Here is a 14,545-nt window from a genome sequence, read left to right as displayed (position 1 = left end):
TTCCGGCATTCGCCGGAAGTTTATCCTGAGCGCCCGCAGGGCAGTCGAAGGGCTCAAGGCGAACGGAATTGGTATCAACCGTCATTGAATCAGCGCGCTTTCCATTCGGGTTTGCGCTTTTCGGCAAAGGCGCGCGGGCCTTCGCGGGCGTCTTCGCTCTGCATCAGCGCGCTGCGTTCGATGGCATTATGCTCCCACCGGGGGGCATCGGCGGCGGTATGGCCGTGCTGGATGCCGAGCGCGACGCGCTTGGTCACCTGCACCGACAAGGGCGCGTTGGCGGCGATCTTTTCCGCAAGCGCGAGCGCGGTTGGCATCAGGTCGGCGAGCGGGACGACATGGTTGACGAGACCATAGTGCGCGGCGCGCTCGGCGCTGATCGGATCGCCGGTGAACATATGTTCCATCGCGATTTTGCGAGGCAGTTGCTGGACGGGGCGAAAGGCGCCGCCCGCCGCGGCGAACAGCCCGACCTTCACCTCGGGCAGGCCGAACTGGGCATGGTCGGCGGCCACGATAATGTCGCTCATCAGCGCAATCTCGCACCCGCCGCCAAAGGCGAAGCCGTTGACCGCCGCGATGATCGGCTTCGAGATCGGATGCGCGACCATGCCGGCGAAGCCCCACGCCTGCTGTGCGGGATCGTCGGGATAGAGGCTTTCGCCCCGCGACAGCGCGACCAGATCGGCGCCTGCGCAAAAGGCCTTGTCGCCGGCGCCGGTGATGACCACCACGCGGATTTCGGCGTCAGCCTCGGCCTCTTCGAGCGCGGTCCCGATGCCGATGTGGACCGCGGCGTTGACCGCGTTGCGCGCCTCGGGCCGGTTGATCGTGACGATCAACATGTGGCCGCGGCGTTCGGTGAGAATGGTGCTATCGGTCATCGCGAATCTCTCCCTTTCGGGCGAGTATCGCGGGTGGTTGACGTTTACGTCAACTGGAAAGGCTGCCGAACAGGTCTTCGCCCCAGCGAAGGCCAGGCCGCTATCGACGTAGCGCCAGGTTTGTCAGCTGTCCCCGCCTTCGCGGGGACGACGCTATTCAATCAGATCGACTGGCCGGTCTTCGCCCAGTCGGCGAGGAAGCCCTCGATGCCCTTTTCGGTCAGGACATGCTTGAACAGTCCCTTGATCACCGCGGGCGGCGCGGTCATCACGTCGGCGCCGATCTTGGCCGCTTCGAGCACATGGATGCCGTGGCGGACGCTGGCGACCAGGATTTCGGTCCCGAAATCATAATTGTCGTAGATCAGCCGGATGTCGGCGATCAGCTGCATGCCGTCGAAGCCATTGTCGTCGTGGCGGCCGACGAAGGGCGAGACGAAGGTCGCGCCCGCCTTGGCCGCGAGCAACGCCTGGTTCGCCGAGAAGCAGAGGGTGACATTGACCATCGTGCCGTCGCTGGTCAGCGCCTTGCAGGTCTTCAGCCCGTCGATCGTCAGCGGCACCTTGATGCAGACATTGTCGGCGATCTTGCGGAGGACTTCGGCCTCTTTCATCATCGTTTCATGGTCGAGCGCGACGACTTCGGCCGACACAGGACCATCGACGATGGCGCAGATTTCCTTGGTCACTTCCTTGAAATCGCGCCCAGACTTCGCGATCAGCGACGGGTTTGTGGTCACGCCGTCGAGCAGGCCAGTCGCGGCGAGTTCCTGGATGGCGTCGATTTCGGCGGTGTCGGCGAAGAATTTCATGGCGTGGGGCTTTCCTTGGGAAGGTGATTCGGGCTTGAGGATGCCGTAGAACAACGGGCGCGGAATATGAACCATCCGCTCCCGCTTTCGTCATGCCGGACCCTTCGACGCGCTCAGGACAGGCTTGATCCGGCATCCATGCCCGCGGCGCTGCATGGGCCCCCGGATCAAGTCCGGGGGGGCGAAAGGAGGGACGCGGCGAAAGGACTGGCGTTCCATCTTTGTTCCGATTATGCGGAGCCATGGCCAAAGCTAAACGCCAATATGTTTGCCAGAATTGCGGGTCTGCAACCTATCGCTGGCAGGGGCAATGCGCCGATTGCGGCGAGTGGAACACGCTCGTCGAGGAGGCTGCCGAAACCGCCTTTTCGGCGAAGCACGACCTGTCGCGCGGCGGACGCACGCTCACACTGGAATCGCTGGACGCACACAGCGTCATGCCCGACCGGATGCTGTGCGGGATTGCCGAGTTCGACCGCGCGCTGGGCGGCGGTTTCGTTGCGGGATCGGCGACCTTGATCGGCGGCGATCCAGGGATCGGAAAGTCGACGCTGCTGTTGCAGGCGGCGGGGCGGCTCGCGCGTAGCGGCAAGTCGGTCGTCTATATCAGCGGCGAAGAGGCGGCGGCGCAGGTGCGGCTGCGCGCGCAGCGTTTGGGGCTGGGCGATTCGCCCGTCGCGCTCGCGAGCGCGACGTCGGTGCGGGATATCCTTGCGACGCTCGACGGGCGCGGCGCCGATTTCGTCGTGATCGATTCGATCCAGACGATGCACAGCGACCTGATCGACAGCGCGCCGGGCACGGTGAGCCAGGTTCGCGCAAGCGCGCAGGAGCTGATCCGTTATGCCAAGGACAGCGATGCCGCGCTGGTGCTCGTCGGCCATGTTACCAAGGACGGAACGATCGCGGGGCCGCGCGTGCTCGAACATATGGTCGATACGGTCCTGGCGTTCGAGGGCGAGCGCAGCCACCAATATCGCATTCTGCGCGCGGTAAAGAACCGTTTTGGCGGCACCGACGAAATCGGCGTCTTTGCCATGGCCGAGGATGGGCTGGGCGAAGTGTCCAATCCGTCGAGCCTGTTTCTGACCGACCGCAGCCGCGACGTACCGGGGTCGGTCGTCTTTCCTGCGCTGGAGGGCACACGCCCGGTGCTGGTCGAGGTGCAGGCGCTGACCGTGCGGCTGGCGAGCGGGGCGACGCCGCGTCGCGCCGTCGTCGGCTGGGACAGCGGGCGACTGGCGATGGTGCTGGCAGTGCTGGAGGCGCGCTGCGGGCTGCAAATGGGGGCCGCCGAAGTCTATCTGAATATTGCGGGGGGCTATCGGCTGACCGATCCCGCCGCCGATCTGGCGGTGGCGGCGGCGCTGATTTCGGCATTCAGCGAGCGGCCGGTCCCATCGGATGCAATTGTGTTTGGCGAATTGTCGCTTTCGGGCGAAGTTCGCCCGGTGGCGCATGATGCGCTGCGGCTGCGCGAGGCGGCAAAGCTTGGTTTTTCAACCGGATGGGGACCGAAGGGAATGAAATCGGTCAAGGGAATTGGAGTCACGGGCTTTGCCCGGCTCGGCGAACTCGTTGACCTGATGCTCGGTCGCGATTAGCTCGGCTTTATGGGAAGTCTGACCGCTCTTGATATCATCGTGTTGGCGCTTGTCGGCGGCAGCGCGATTCTGGGCTTTTCGCGCGGGCTGGTGCAGGAAGTCGCCAGCCTGATGGCGTGGGTGGCGGCGATTGCCGCCGTGCGCCTGTTTCACCCGGTGGTGACCGACTGGGTGACGCCCTGGGTCGGAACCGAAGGGGGCGGGGCCGTTCTGGCTTTTGTCCTGTTGTTCGGCGGCGCCTATCTGCTCGTGCGCTGGGGTGCGCGGGCGATGGGACGGCGCAGCCGCGCCTCCTTTGTCGGCGGTTTTGACCGGGGGCTGGGCGCGGGCTTTGGCGCGGTGAAGGGGTTGCTGGTGGCAACCGTCGCTTTCATGGGCGTCACCCTGCTTTATGATCTGGGTTATGGCGCGTCGCAGCGTCCGCAATGGCTGGTCGAAAGCCGCAGCTATCCGGCGCTCAACGCCGCGAGCGCGGCACTGAGCAAGGTGGTTGCTGAACGGCGCGACGCGATGCGCGCGGCAGAGGCCGAAGAGGCGGAATGAGCGCCCCCCTTTATAATCGCGACATTTTGGCGCTGGCGGTTGAAACCGCGCGCTATCTGCCGCGACCCGAGGCGCGCCGCCATGCCAGCTTGCGCGCGCCCTTGTGTGGCAGCCGGATATTGCTCGACCTCGACACCGACACGGCGGGCCGGGTCGAGGCGGTGGGCATGCATGTCGAGGCTTGCGCGCTGGGGCAAGCGGCGGCGACGTTGATGGCACGCCATGCGCCGGGCCGTTCGGTCGCGGATTTGCGCGCCGCGCGCGACCAGATTGCGCGCTGGTTCGCAGGCCAAGAGGCGGGCGAAGGGGAGCTACCCGACTGGCCCGACTTTTCGTTGCTTGCGCCTGCGCGTGATTATCCCGCGCGCCATGGCGCGATTCTGTTGCCTTTTGATGCCGTGCTCGCCGCGCTTGATCCTGCGGGCGCGCGCGCATGATGGCCCCACTGATCGCCGCGGCGGCGGCAGGCGCGGAAAGCGCAGGCGAAGCAGCGACGAACACGCTGTTGTTCGAAGGCGCGATCCTGTTGGGGGTCGCCACTTTCTTTGTCCTGCTGTTCCGCCGCCTGGGGCTGGGCGCGGTGCTGGGGTATCTGATCGCCGGGGCGCTCGTCGGTCCGCACGGGCTGGCGCTGGTCGGCGGCGCGGAATCAAAACTCGCGATTGCCGAACTGGGCATTGCCTTTCTGCTGTTCCTCGTCGGGTTGGAGCTTCACCCCCGACGCTTGTGGCAATTGCGCCGTGCCATTTTTGGCCTGGGGATGACGCAGGTGGTGGTGACGGGGCTGATCCTGTCGGCTTTGCTGCTTTGGTTTCAGGGCTTCACCTTGGCCGCCGCCATTGCCCTCGGGCTACCGCTTGCCCTGTCCTCAACCGCACAGATATTGCCGGGGCTGAAAAGCTCGGGTCGAATCAATTCGCCCTTTGGCGAGCGTGCCTTTTCGATCCTGTTGTTTCAGGATCTGGCGATTGTGCCGATGATCACCATCGTCGCTGCCCTGTCGCGCGCGCCCGCGGACCCCAATGCCCCGCCGGGCGGGATGCTGGCGCTGTATACGGTGGGGGCGATCATCGGGCTGGTGCTCGCGGGGCGGTTCATCCTGAACCCGTTGCTCCGCCTGATTGGCCGTTATGGCGAACGCGAATTGTTCGTGGTTGTCGGCCTGCTTGCGGTGCTGGCGAGCGCAGCGCTGATGCACAGCCTTCATCTGTCGACCGCGCTCGGCGCCTTTGTGGCCGGCGTGATGCTTGCCGATTCGCCCTATCGCCACGAGATTGAGGCCGATGTAGAACCCTTCCGCCTTATCCTTCTCGGCCTGTTCTTCCTCGCGGTCGGCATGGTCCTCGACATCAATGTCGTGCTTGCCGAACCGCTGCGCGTGATCGGGCTGGCGGCGGCGTTGGTGGCGGTCAAGTTCGCGGTTCTCACCCTGCTCGCATGGTGGTTTTCGCGGTCGTGGAAAACCGCGCTGGGGCTGGGGTTGCTGTTGAGCCAGGGGGGCGAGTTCGGATTTCTGCTTTTCACCCAGGCCGAACAGGCGATGCTGATCGACGCCGAGGCGGCCAGCCTGTTCAGCGCGGTCGTGACCCTGTCGATGGTCTCCACCCCTTTCCTGATGCTGTTCGCGCGCAATTTCGAATTTGCGCGCGACCGCGATGCGGAGGATCTCGACGATCCCGACACAGCGCCCCAGGGATCGGCGCTGGTAATTGGCTATGGCCGTTTTGGGCAGACGGTCGCGCAGATGCTGCATGCCGTCGATTGTTCGGTGACGCTGATCGACAAGAAGCCGAGCCAGATCGAACAATCGGGACAATTCGACACCAAAGTCTATTATGGCGACGGGCTGCGGCTCGACCTGCTGCGCCGGGCGGGCGCCGATGACGCGCGGTTGATCATCTATTGCATCGACGATCCTTCGCTCGATGTCGAGGCGTTGCGCCCCATTGTCCACGCCTTCCCTCAGGCGAAAATTTTGGTACGCGTGTTCGACAGACGGCAGTTGATGGCGATCGACGGGGCGGGAATTGCCGGAAGCGTGCGCGAAGTGTTCGAAAGTTCGATCCTGATGGGGCGGCTGGCGCTGGAGGCGCTTGATGTCGATCCGCGCGAGCGCGAGGATGTCGAGGCGGCGCTGCGCCAGCTCGACGAAACACGGCTCGCCGCCCAGATGGAAGAAGGCGATATGGGAGCGGGCAAGGATCATCGTTTCATGCCCGGCGGCGGGCGCGAGGCGGCGAGCGTGCTCGAAGGGCTGCGCGAGCGGCGCCAGATGGCCAAAGCGGCCATACGCGATGAGGAAGCGATGCAGGCGGCCGACCCGAAGGCCTGACGTTCGAGGGCAGGGTGCGCCCCCTTTTTGGACAGGGCTGTTCTTTGGCGAGGCGCGTCTAGACATCGCTCGACACGAGCGGGGACGGGGGCGGGTCGCTTTGGTCCACCGTGCTGTGACTGGCGAGCGGGCTTGCAAGTCTCGCTGCCCCTCCCGGGTGCCGGAGGGACCCTTGGGGGTCAGGCCGGGGGGGTGTCGAGGAAGGCGGCGACGGCGCCCAGGCCATAATCTTCGGTGACGAAGCTTTGGCCGATGCCGTGGGTGAGGATCAGCGGCAATTTGCCGCCGCGCACTTTCTTGTCATGCGCCATATGCGCGACGAGTGCCTCGCCCGAGGCGGTGATGCGCGCGCTCTTGAGGCTGTGCGGCAGGCCGACGGCGGCGAGATGGTCGCGGACCCTTTGGGCGTCGGCTTCGCTGCACAGGCCCTGCGCGGCGGAGAAATAATGGGCGAGCACCATGCCCGCCGCGACCGCTTCGCCGTGGAGCAGCTTGTCCGAATAGCCCGTCTCCGCCTCCAGCGCATGGCCAAAGCTGTGGCCGAGGTTGAGCAGTGCGCGCACATCCTGCGTTTCGCGCTCGTCGGCGGCCACGATCCGCGCCTTGGCAGCGACGCTGTGGGCAATCGCCCTGTGCCGCGCGGCGCTGTCGCCCGCGAGCAGCGCGGCGCCGTTTTCCTCGCACCAGGCGAAGAAGGCGGCGTCATCGATCAGCCCATATTTGACGACTTCGGCATAGCCCGCCGCAAGCTCGCGGGGGGGCAGGGTGCCGAGCGTTTCAGGGTCGATCAGGACAAGCGCGGGCTGGTGAAAGGCGCCGATCAGATTCTTGCCCGCCGCGACATTGATCGCGGTCTTGCCGCCGACGCTGCTGTCGACCTGCGCGAGCAGGGTCGTGGGAAGCTGGATGAAGGCGCAGCCGCGCTTGACGATATGGCAGGCGAAACCGACGAGATCGCCGATCACGCCGCCGCCGAGCGCGAGCACATGGTCGCTGCGCTCGACGCCTTCGCTGATCAGCCATTCGGTGACGTGCGCCAGCCCCCCCCAGCTTTTGCTTCCCTCGCCGGGATCGAGGATCAGCGAGGAGCTCTTGATGCCCGCAGCTTCAAGCGAGGCTTCGATGCGGGGCAGATAAAGGGGCGCGACATGCGCGTCGGTGACGATCATCGTGCGCGGACGGCGCAGCAGCGGCGCGACCTGCGCAGCGACATCGCCCAGCAAGCCGTCGCCGATCAGGATGGGATAGCTGCGCGCGCCCAGATCGACCGTCAGTTTTTCCATGTGGACAATGCCTCCAAAATCGCGCGCACCGTATGTTCGTGCGGCGTGCTGGCCGAACTGACGCGCAGATGCGCCTCGGCATAGATGGGATTGCGGACCGCGGCGAGCTCGCGCAGCACTTCGCCCGCATCGCGGTCCTTGAGCAGCGGGCGGTGGCTGCGCCGTTCGACCCGCTCGACAAGTGTAGGAATATCGGCATCGAGCCAGATCGACAGCGATTTTTCCTGAATCAGCGCGCGGGTTTCGTCGTTCATGAAGGCGCCACCGCCGGTCGCGAGCACGAGGGGCGGACCGTCGAGTAGCCGACTGATCACCCGGCGTTCGCCATCGCGAAAATAGGATTCGCCGAAACGCGCGAACATGTCGGCAATGGTCATGCCCGCCGCGCCTTCAATCTCGTCATCGGCATCGGCAAAACGCATGTGCAGCCGGGTTGCCAGACGGCGGCCAATCGTCGATTTGCCTGATCCCATCAGGCCGACAAGCACGATCGACCGCGAACGGATCGCGGGCGGTATCGCATAGGTGCGGCTTTTCGGGTTTCGCCTCATGGTGGGCGCGGCTATACCGCGCGAAGCGCTTGGAACAATATTTTTGCTGCAACACAGCCGGGGACGAATGGACAGGCATCGGATATTGCGCGGAAATTACAGAGGGGGAAAAGGGCGCTGGACGGCGCGTCTGCTGCTTCTGGTGCTGATCCTTCTGGCCTTTTGGGCGCTGCTCTATTTTCTGGGGCGCCCCGTCGAACCGCGGATGATTGAGGTGGACGTGACCGACAAGATCGCCGAAAGCGCAATGTGATGAACCGCAAAATCCTGTCTCTTTCGCTTGGACTGTCGGGCACCGCGCTCGCCGCGGCGCTGGTCCTGCCCGTGCTGGCGCAGGAATCGCTCTTGCCCGAAGGCTTTGGCCCCCCGCCCGCCGAAACGCCAAGCCCCGCGCCCGCGCCGAGCCCAACCCCGCGTCCCGCAACGCCGGGCGGAACGGGGACCACGGGCGAATCGGGCAATAGCTCCTCCACCCCTTCGTCGGGGGCCAGTCAGGCTGGCTCGACCGCACGCCCGTCCCGCCCCGCCACGCGCCCGCAATCGGGTGCGTCGGGCAGCAGCACCGAAGAGACCGACGCGGACGAGGATGGCCGCGTCGAGCCGGGTGAACTCAAATATGACCTGCCCCCCGGCGCGCGCCGCTCGCTGGACCGCATCGGCCCGCTGACCCCGGCGACCGGCGGGATGGCGCCCGACGCCTTTGGGACACGCGGCCAATATGCCGCAACGCTGATGCGCGAGACGAAGGGGCCGCTCGCGTCGCGCTGGGCGCAGATTCTGCTGCGCCGCGCGCTCGCCTCGTCGATCGATACGCCGGAAACGATCAATGGCGCCGATCTGGCCGCCGAACGCGCGGCCTTGCTGCTGCGCCTTGGCGAATCGACCGCGGCGCGGCGGATCGTCCAGTCGGTCGATTTCGACCGGGCGAGCCAGAAGCTGGTGAGCGTCGCGCAGCAAACCTATCTCGCCAATGCCGACCCGGCGGGCCTGTGCCCCTATGTGCGCGCCGGGATGGACCATGGCGATCAGCAGACATGGCGCCTGGCATCGGGCATGTGTTCGGGCATGTCGGGCGAAGCAGGACCGGCCGGATGGTCGATCAGCCGGGTGCGGTCGAGTCGAAAGGTCGACAATTTCGATATTTTGCTGGCCGAGCGGGTGCTGGGCGCGACGGGTGAAGCGCGACGTGCGACGACGATCGAGTGGACCGATGTCGACCGCCTGACCCCATGGCGTTTTGGCCTCGCCACCGCGACGGCCATCGAGATTCCGGCCGAATTGCGCGCCAAGGCGCCCTTTTATATGCGCGGCTGGACCGTGCTGGCGCCCATGGCTGACATGGCTGAGCGCGTGGCGGCCGCTCCCGAAGCGGCGGCGCGGGGCGTTTTGTCGAACGAGGCCTTCGTCTCGCTGCTCAGCGCCGCGGCGAGCGAGGCCGAACCCGATGCCGAACTGGTCGCGCGTACCGAGGCGCTGCGCCGCGCCTTTCGCGCGCCCAGCGGCGCGGACCGCTATGTCGCCATGGCCGCGCTGTGGGACGGCGGCGCCAATGCGATTGAGCGCTATGCCGCGATGGTCGGCACCGCGCGCGCCGCCGCAGGATTGCCCCCCTCGACCGAGGTGAATGACGATCCGTGGCAGCTGATGGGGTCGATGATGGCGGGCGGATTCGACCGCAATGCCGCCGCCTGGGCGTCGCGCGTCGACCGCGGCACGCGCGCATGGGGCGTACTCGCCGTGGGGCTTCCCCAGGGGCAGGCCATGGACGCCGGCGATGTCTCTGCCTTTGCCGGCAATGACGACAGCGCGGGCGAATTGCGTTCGCAATTTTTCCTCGCGGGCCTTGCCGGGCTTGGGCGGATGGAGCAGAGCGAAATCGCGTCGGCGGCCGAGGATCTGAACGTTCCGCTGGGCAAGCAATCGCGCTGGACCCGCGCCATTGTAGAGGCGGCACGGCGGCGCGAGCCGGGGATGGTCGCGCTGCTCGCCGCGACGGGGATGCAGGGCGAATGGGCCGATATGCCGCCCTATCACCTCTATCATATCGTTCGCTCGCTGCGCGCGGTCGGGCTGGAGGCGGAAGCGCGGATGATCGCCGCCGAAGCATTGGTGCGTGTCTGACGCCGCGCTGATCGAGCGGTTTCTGGAAATGATGGCGGCCGAGCGCGGGGCATCGCGCAACACGTTGCTCGCCTATCGCCGCGATCTGGAGCAAGCGTCCGGGCGCGCCAAGGGCGCGCTGGCCGGGGCCGATCTCGCCGCGCTACGCGCGCTGATGGCAGGCTATGCCGATGTGTCGGCGAGCAGCGCGGCGCGCAAATTATCGGCGCTGCGGCAGTTTTTCGCCTTTTTGCTCGATGAAGGCGAGCGGGCGGACAATCCGGCGCTCGATCTTGCGCGGCCCGCGACGCGCCGCCCGTTGCCACGCATTTTGAGCCATGCGCATGTCGACCGCTTGTTCGAACAGGCGAGCGCGGAGGCCGGGGGCACGCATCCACCCGCGCGCGCGGTGCGGATGCTGTTGCTGCTCGAACTGCTTTACGGATCGGGGCTGCGCGCGAGCGAATTGGTGTCCTTGCCGCGCCGCGCGCTGGCGGGACAGCGCGAATTTCTGATCATCCGGGGAAAGGGCGACAAGGAAAGGCTGGCGCCGCTGTCGGCGCGCGCGCGCGCGGCGCTGGACCGCTGGACAGGTTTTTTGCCCGATGGCACGTCTTGGCTGTTCCCGTCGGGAAAGCGGCATTTGTCGCGGGTGCGCCTCTATCAGATGGTGCGCGAACTGGCGGCGCGCGCCGGGATCGATCCGGCGTCGATCAGCCCCCATGTGCTGCGCCACGCCTTTGCCACCCATTTGCTGGAGGGCGGCGCCGATTTGCGCGCCTTGCAGATGATGCTGGGCCATGCCGATATTGCGACGACCGAGATTTATACCCATGTCGACAGCCGCCGCCTCGTCGAACTGGTCAACCACCGCCACCCGCTCGCGCGAATGCGGACCGACATGCGAAACGTTGACGACGACGCGCCTTCGGCCTAGCGAAGCGCGCTATGACAGCCTTTTTGGACTTTGAGAAACAGGTCGCCGCGCTTGACCGGCAGATTTCCGAACTGCGTGAAATGGGCGATGACCCGACGCTCAATATCGAAAATGATATTGCGCGGCTGGAGGATAAAAGCTCGCGCCTTTTGCGCGACATTTATTCGAAGCTGACGCCCTGGCAGAAAACGCAGGTTGCGAGGCACCCCGACCGCCCGCATTTCAAACATTATGTCGCGGGCCTGTTCGAGGACTGGATGCCGCTGGCGGGTGACCGCAACTTCGCCGACGATCAGGCCATATTGGGTGGCTTTGCGCGCTTTCGCGGGCGGCGCGTGATGGTGATCGGCCATGAAAAGGGCGACGACATCCCCTCGCGCATGAAACATAATTTCGGCATGGCAAAGCCCGAAGGCTATCGCAAAGCCATTCGCCTGATGCAGCTTGCCGACCGTTTCGGCCTGCCGGTCATCACGCTCGTCGATACATCGGGCGCCTTTCCCGGCATTCAGGCCGAGGAGCGGGGGCAGGCCGAAGCCATTGCCCGCTCGACCGAACAATGTCTGGCGCTGGGCGTGCCGATGGTCGCGGCGGTGGTCGGCGAAGGCGGATCGGGCGGCGCGATTGCGCTGGCGGCGGCAAACCGCGTGCTGATGTTCGAACATGCCGTCTATTCGGTGATCTCGCCCGAGGGCTGCGCCTCGATCCTGTGGCGCACGTCGGACAAGGCGGCGGATGCGGCGGCGGCGATGAAGATGACGGCGCCCGACCTGTTGGCGCTGAAGATCATCGACCGGATCGTGCCCGAACCGGTGGGCGGCGCGCACCGCGCGCCCGAAGTGGCGATCCAATCGCTGGGCGATGCGCTGGCCGAGGAGCTCGACGCCCTGTCGGGCCAGCCGCGCGACAGCCTGCTCTCGGCGCGCGAGGAAAAATTCCTCGCCATGGGGCGCCGTTGATCCATCGGGGCTGACCCCGTGAAGCGGACCCTTCGGGCAGGGCGGAACCCGATCCTTTCCCGCCGCGTTCCCTGATTTATGAAAAGGCCCCGTTTGCGGATGCGAGCGGTTGCCCTCGACAAAATCAGGGATAACATAGGCATGGCAGCAGGACAGGGAGGTGGGTTTATGGCGCGTATGACGATGACGACCGCAATCGCGGTGATTTTGGCGGGATGCGTGGCCGGGGGCGGCGTCAACAGCCCCGCCGATGCGCGCACCCAGACGGTCAAGACCACGAACAGCATTTCAGCGGAAGAACGCCGCCAGGGCGCCGAGGCGCATCCGCAGTTGATGCAGGAATTTGGCGGCAACTATTCGGGGTCGCAGGCGGCCTATGTTACCCGCGTCGGGCAGAATATCGCCCTGCAATCGGGGCTGTCCAACGCCCGCAATGACTTCACCGTCACCTTGCTCAATTCGCCGGTGAACAATGCTTTCGCCATTCCCGGTGGCTATGTCTATGTCACCCGCCAGTTGATGGCGCTGATGAATGACGAGGCCGAGCTGGCGGGGGTCTTGGGCCATGAAGTCGGCCATGTCGCTGCGCAGCACAGCAAGAAGCGCCAGTCGCGCGCGACGCGTAACACGATTTTGGGCGTGCTGGGCGCGGTGATTGGCGGCGCGATCGGCGACAGCGGCGGCCTGCTCGGTGGGCTGGGCGGTTTGCTCCAGAATAATGCGATGCAAGTGGCACAGCTTGCGACGCTGGGCTTTTCGCGCAGTCAGGAATTGGAGGCCGACCAGCTTGGCGTCCAATATCTGCGCAGCGCGGGTTATGATCCGCTGGCGCTTTCGACGATGCTTGCCAGCCTCGCCAATCAGACGACGCTCGACGCGCGGCTGGCGGGTGGCGATGCGCGCTCGCTACCCGAATGGGCGAGCACCCACCCCGATCCCGCCTCGCGCGTGCGCAACGCCCAGTCGCTCGCCGCGCGCGCCGGAACCGGCGGGGTGCGTAACGCCGACACCTTCCTCAGCTCGATCGACGGTGTGCTTTTCGGCGACGATCCGGCGCAGGGCGTGGTCGAGGGGAATCGCTTCCTTCACCCCGATCTGCGCCTCGCCTTCGCCGTGCCGCGCGGTTTCGGGATGCAAAATGGCACCACCGCCGTGACGATCAGCGGCAATGGCGGGCAGGGGCAATTTTCCACCGGCGCCTATAATGGCGATATGAATGCCTATGTCTCCGCCGTCTTCCGCGCCGTTGCGGGTAATAATGCGATCAGCCCGTCGAGCCTGCAACGCACCACGGTAAACGGCATTCCGGCCTATTATTCGACCGCGCGCGCGAACAGCCAGTCGGGACAAGTCGATGTCACCGTCTTTGCCTATGAATTTTCGCGCAACCAGGCCTTTCACTTTGTGACCATTACCAAGGCGGGGCAAGCGGGCGTGTTCAGTTCGATGTTCAACAGCGTCCGCAAGCTGAACGCGAGCGAGGCCGCCGCGATCCGCCCGCGCCGGGTTGATGTGGTGACAGTGCGGCCGGGAGATACGGTGGCAAGCCTGTCGCAGCGCATGGCTTATTCCAATTATCAGGCCGAGCGCTTTCAGGTGCTCAACCGGCTGAGCGCCAACAGCCGCCTGTCGCCGGGGCAGAAGGTGAAAATTGTAACCTACGCCAGCCGGTAAGGGGCAGGGGATAGCTTCGCTTCCGCTTCGACTTCTCCGTCTCGTTCGTGTCGAGCGCAGTCGAGACACCGCTGAGCATGGAGCTACCCCGATGGGTGTCTCGACTACGCTCGACACGAACGGGAGTGAGGTGGCCGATTGCCGCTCACGGCGAACAAGAAAAAAAGGGCGGTGGATCGCTCCCCCGCCCTTTCTTTTCCAGCAAAGCCGCGCTTTTGTGAGGCGCGGCCGAACGCTGTGCGATTAGCCGCCAGTCGAGGTCGAACCGCCGCCGGTGGGAGCCAGCGAACTGCCCACGGTGGTGAAGGTGCTCGTGAGGTTCGTACCAACGGTGCCGAGAGCGGCAATGGCAGCAACCGAGATGAGCGCGGCGATCAGGCCATATTCGATGGCGGTGGCGGCTTCGTTGTCGCGCACCAGCTTTTTGAAGAATTTCATTTCTGGTCTCCTGAAATTTCACTTACCCTGTTGACAATCTGGTCGGGTCAACAGCGACGGGTTTACGGCGAACTGGTTTTGAAAATCTTAATGGCCTGACAGACGTTCAACGCTCTTCTGTCCCATATGTGGACATTAATTGACTGCGCCGTTCAATGTTGTTGAAACATGCGTCCACATTGCGCTGGTACTCGTGCCCACATTGGTCATGGCCGCAACCGCTGCGAGGAAGATGAGGGTGAGAATCAGCGCATATTCGATCGCCGTTGCGCCGGCGGTCGATCGCGCCAATTTTGCCCAGAAACGCCGCATATCTTGTCCCCGCCTTTGCTTTTTCCTCATGCGTCCGTCCCCGGCCCTTGCGCCGCATAGCGACGCATCGCTAAGCCCCCGTGGAGCCGCCAGCCGGATTGGTCTCGCGCTTTGCG

15 protein-coding genes are annotated in these 14,545 nt (G+C 65.3%); 9 read left to right on the top strand and 6 right to left on the bottom strand.

All coding sequences use genetic code 11. The features are described 5' to 3' along the window. Nucleotides 1-89: 89 nt before the first annotated feature. Nucleotides 90-884, bottom strand: coding sequence for an enoyl-CoA hydratase-related protein (locus JV18_RS0107465; RefSeq protein WP_033074014.1), 795 nt, complete (start codon nucleotides 882-884; stop codon nucleotides 90-92). Between the two features lie 161 nt (nucleotides 885-1,045). Then, nucleotides 1,046-1,696, bottom strand: coding sequence for a fructose-6-phosphate aldolase (gene fsa / locus JV18_RS0107460; RefSeq protein WP_033074013.1), 651 nt, complete (start codon nucleotides 1,694-1,696; stop codon nucleotides 1,046-1,048). A 242-nt stretch (nucleotides 1,697-1,938) separates the two neighbouring features. Between fsa and radA the strand changes: the two genes are divergently transcribed. From radA to JV18_RS0107440, 4 genes are read left to right on the top strand one after another with little or no spacing between them, the layout of a single operon-like run. Beyond that, nucleotides 1,939-3,300: a DNA repair protein RadA gene (radA, locus tag JV18_RS0107455; RefSeq protein ID WP_033074012.1), complete on the top strand. Its 1,362-nt coding sequence runs from the start codon at nucleotides 1,939-1,941 to the stop codon at nucleotides 3,298-3,300. Nucleotides 3,301-3,309: 9 nt separating this feature from the next. Beyond that, a complete protein-coding gene (locus JV18_RS0107450; protein ID WP_200879077.1) occupies nucleotides 3,310-3,843 on the top strand; it encodes a CvpA family protein in 534 nt (177 codons plus the stop codon). Further along, nucleotides 3,840-4,280, top strand: a complete 441-nt coding sequence (locus JV18_RS0107445; protein WP_033074011.1) for an iron-sulfur cluster assembly scaffold protein — start codon at nucleotides 3,840-3,842, stop codon at nucleotides 4,278-4,280. The genes JV18_RS0107450 and JV18_RS0107445 overlap by 4 nt, the downstream gene beginning before the upstream one ends. Next, a complete protein-coding gene (locus JV18_RS0107440; RefSeq protein ID WP_052071810.1) occupies nucleotides 4,277-6,175 on the top strand; it encodes a cation:proton antiporter domain-containing protein in 1,899 nt (632 codons plus the stop codon). The genes JV18_RS0107445 and JV18_RS0107440 overlap by 4 nt, the downstream gene beginning before the upstream one ends. A gap of 179 nt (nucleotides 6,176-6,354) precedes the next feature. Here the strand turns inward: JV18_RS0107440 and aroB are convergent, their stop codons facing one another. Both aroB and JV18_RS0107430 read right to left on the bottom strand, forming a co-directional pair. Then, nucleotides 6,355-7,458, bottom strand: coding sequence for a 3-dehydroquinate synthase (gene aroB, locus JV18_RS0107435; RefSeq protein WP_033074010.1), 1,104 nt, complete (start codon nucleotides 7,456-7,458; stop codon nucleotides 6,355-6,357). Continuing rightward, a complete protein-coding gene (locus JV18_RS0107430; RefSeq protein WP_033074009.1) occupies nucleotides 7,446-8,009 on the bottom strand; it encodes a shikimate kinase in 564 nt (187 codons plus the stop codon). The genes aroB and JV18_RS0107430 overlap by 13 nt, the downstream gene beginning before the upstream one ends. Nucleotides 8,010-8,076: 67 nt before the next feature. Here JV18_RS0107430 and JV18_RS0107425 point away from each other — a divergent pair, with 67 nt between their 5' ends. From JV18_RS0107425 to JV18_RS0107405, 5 genes are all read left to right on the top strand, one after another. Next, nucleotides 8,077-8,262 (top strand): hypothetical protein, encoded by a 186-nt coding sequence (locus JV18_RS0107425; RefSeq protein ID WP_144243894.1) that lies wholly within the window; start codon nucleotides 8,077-8,079, stop codon nucleotides 8,260-8,262. Next, nucleotides 8,262-10,130 carry a hypothetical protein gene (locus tag JV18_RS0107420; protein WP_052071809.1) on the top strand — a complete coding sequence of 623 codons (1,869 nt, stop codon included), beginning with the start codon at nucleotides 8,262-8,264 and terminating at the stop codon, nucleotides 10,128-10,130. The genes JV18_RS0107425 and JV18_RS0107420 overlap by 1 nt, the downstream gene beginning before the upstream one ends. After that, nucleotides 10,123-11,046, top strand: a complete 924-nt coding sequence (locus tag JV18_RS0107415; RefSeq protein ID WP_033074007.1) for a tyrosine recombinase — start codon at nucleotides 10,123-10,125, stop codon at nucleotides 11,044-11,046. Before JV18_RS0107420 ends, JV18_RS0107415 begins: the two co-directional genes overlap by 8 nt. Nucleotides 11,047-11,057: 11 nt before the next feature. Then, complete coding sequence (locus JV18_RS0107410; RefSeq protein WP_033074006.1) at nucleotides 11,058-12,005, top strand: acetyl-CoA carboxylase carboxyltransferase subunit alpha; 948 nt, start codon at nucleotides 11,058-11,060, stop codon at nucleotides 12,003-12,005. A 168-nt stretch (nucleotides 12,006-12,173) separates the two neighbouring features. Beyond that, nucleotides 12,174-13,679, top strand: coding sequence for a M48 family metalloprotease (locus tag JV18_RS0107405; protein ID WP_033074005.1), 1,506 nt, complete (start codon nucleotides 12,174-12,176; stop codon nucleotides 13,677-13,679). Between the two features lie 243 nt (nucleotides 13,680-13,922). On the opposite strand, the gene JV18_RS0107400 is transcribed toward JV18_RS0107405, so the two are convergent. Together JV18_RS0107400 and JV18_RS14935 are read right to left on the bottom strand one after the other, a co-directional pair. Next, a complete protein-coding gene (locus JV18_RS0107400) occupies nucleotides 13,923-14,117 on the bottom strand; it encodes a Flp family type IVb pilin (RefSeq protein ID WP_033074004.1) in 195 nt (64 codons plus the stop codon). A 135-nt stretch (nucleotides 14,118-14,252) separates the two neighbouring features. Next, nucleotides 14,253-14,429 carry a Flp family type IVb pilin gene (locus tag JV18_RS14935; protein ID WP_081944737.1) on the bottom strand — a complete coding sequence of 59 codons (177 nt, stop codon included), beginning with the start codon at nucleotides 14,427-14,429 and terminating at the stop codon, nucleotides 14,253-14,255. Nucleotides 14,430-14,545: the final 116 nt, after the last annotated feature.

Origin of the sequence: Sphingopyxis sp. MWB1 (genome assembly GCF_000763945.1) — a bacterium.
Taxonomy (GTDB): Bacteria; Pseudomonadota; Alphaproteobacteria; order Sphingomonadales; family Sphingomonadaceae; genus Sphingopyxis.
Note: the sequence above shows the minus strand (reverse complement) of the source record. Positions and strands in the feature narration are given on the sequence as shown.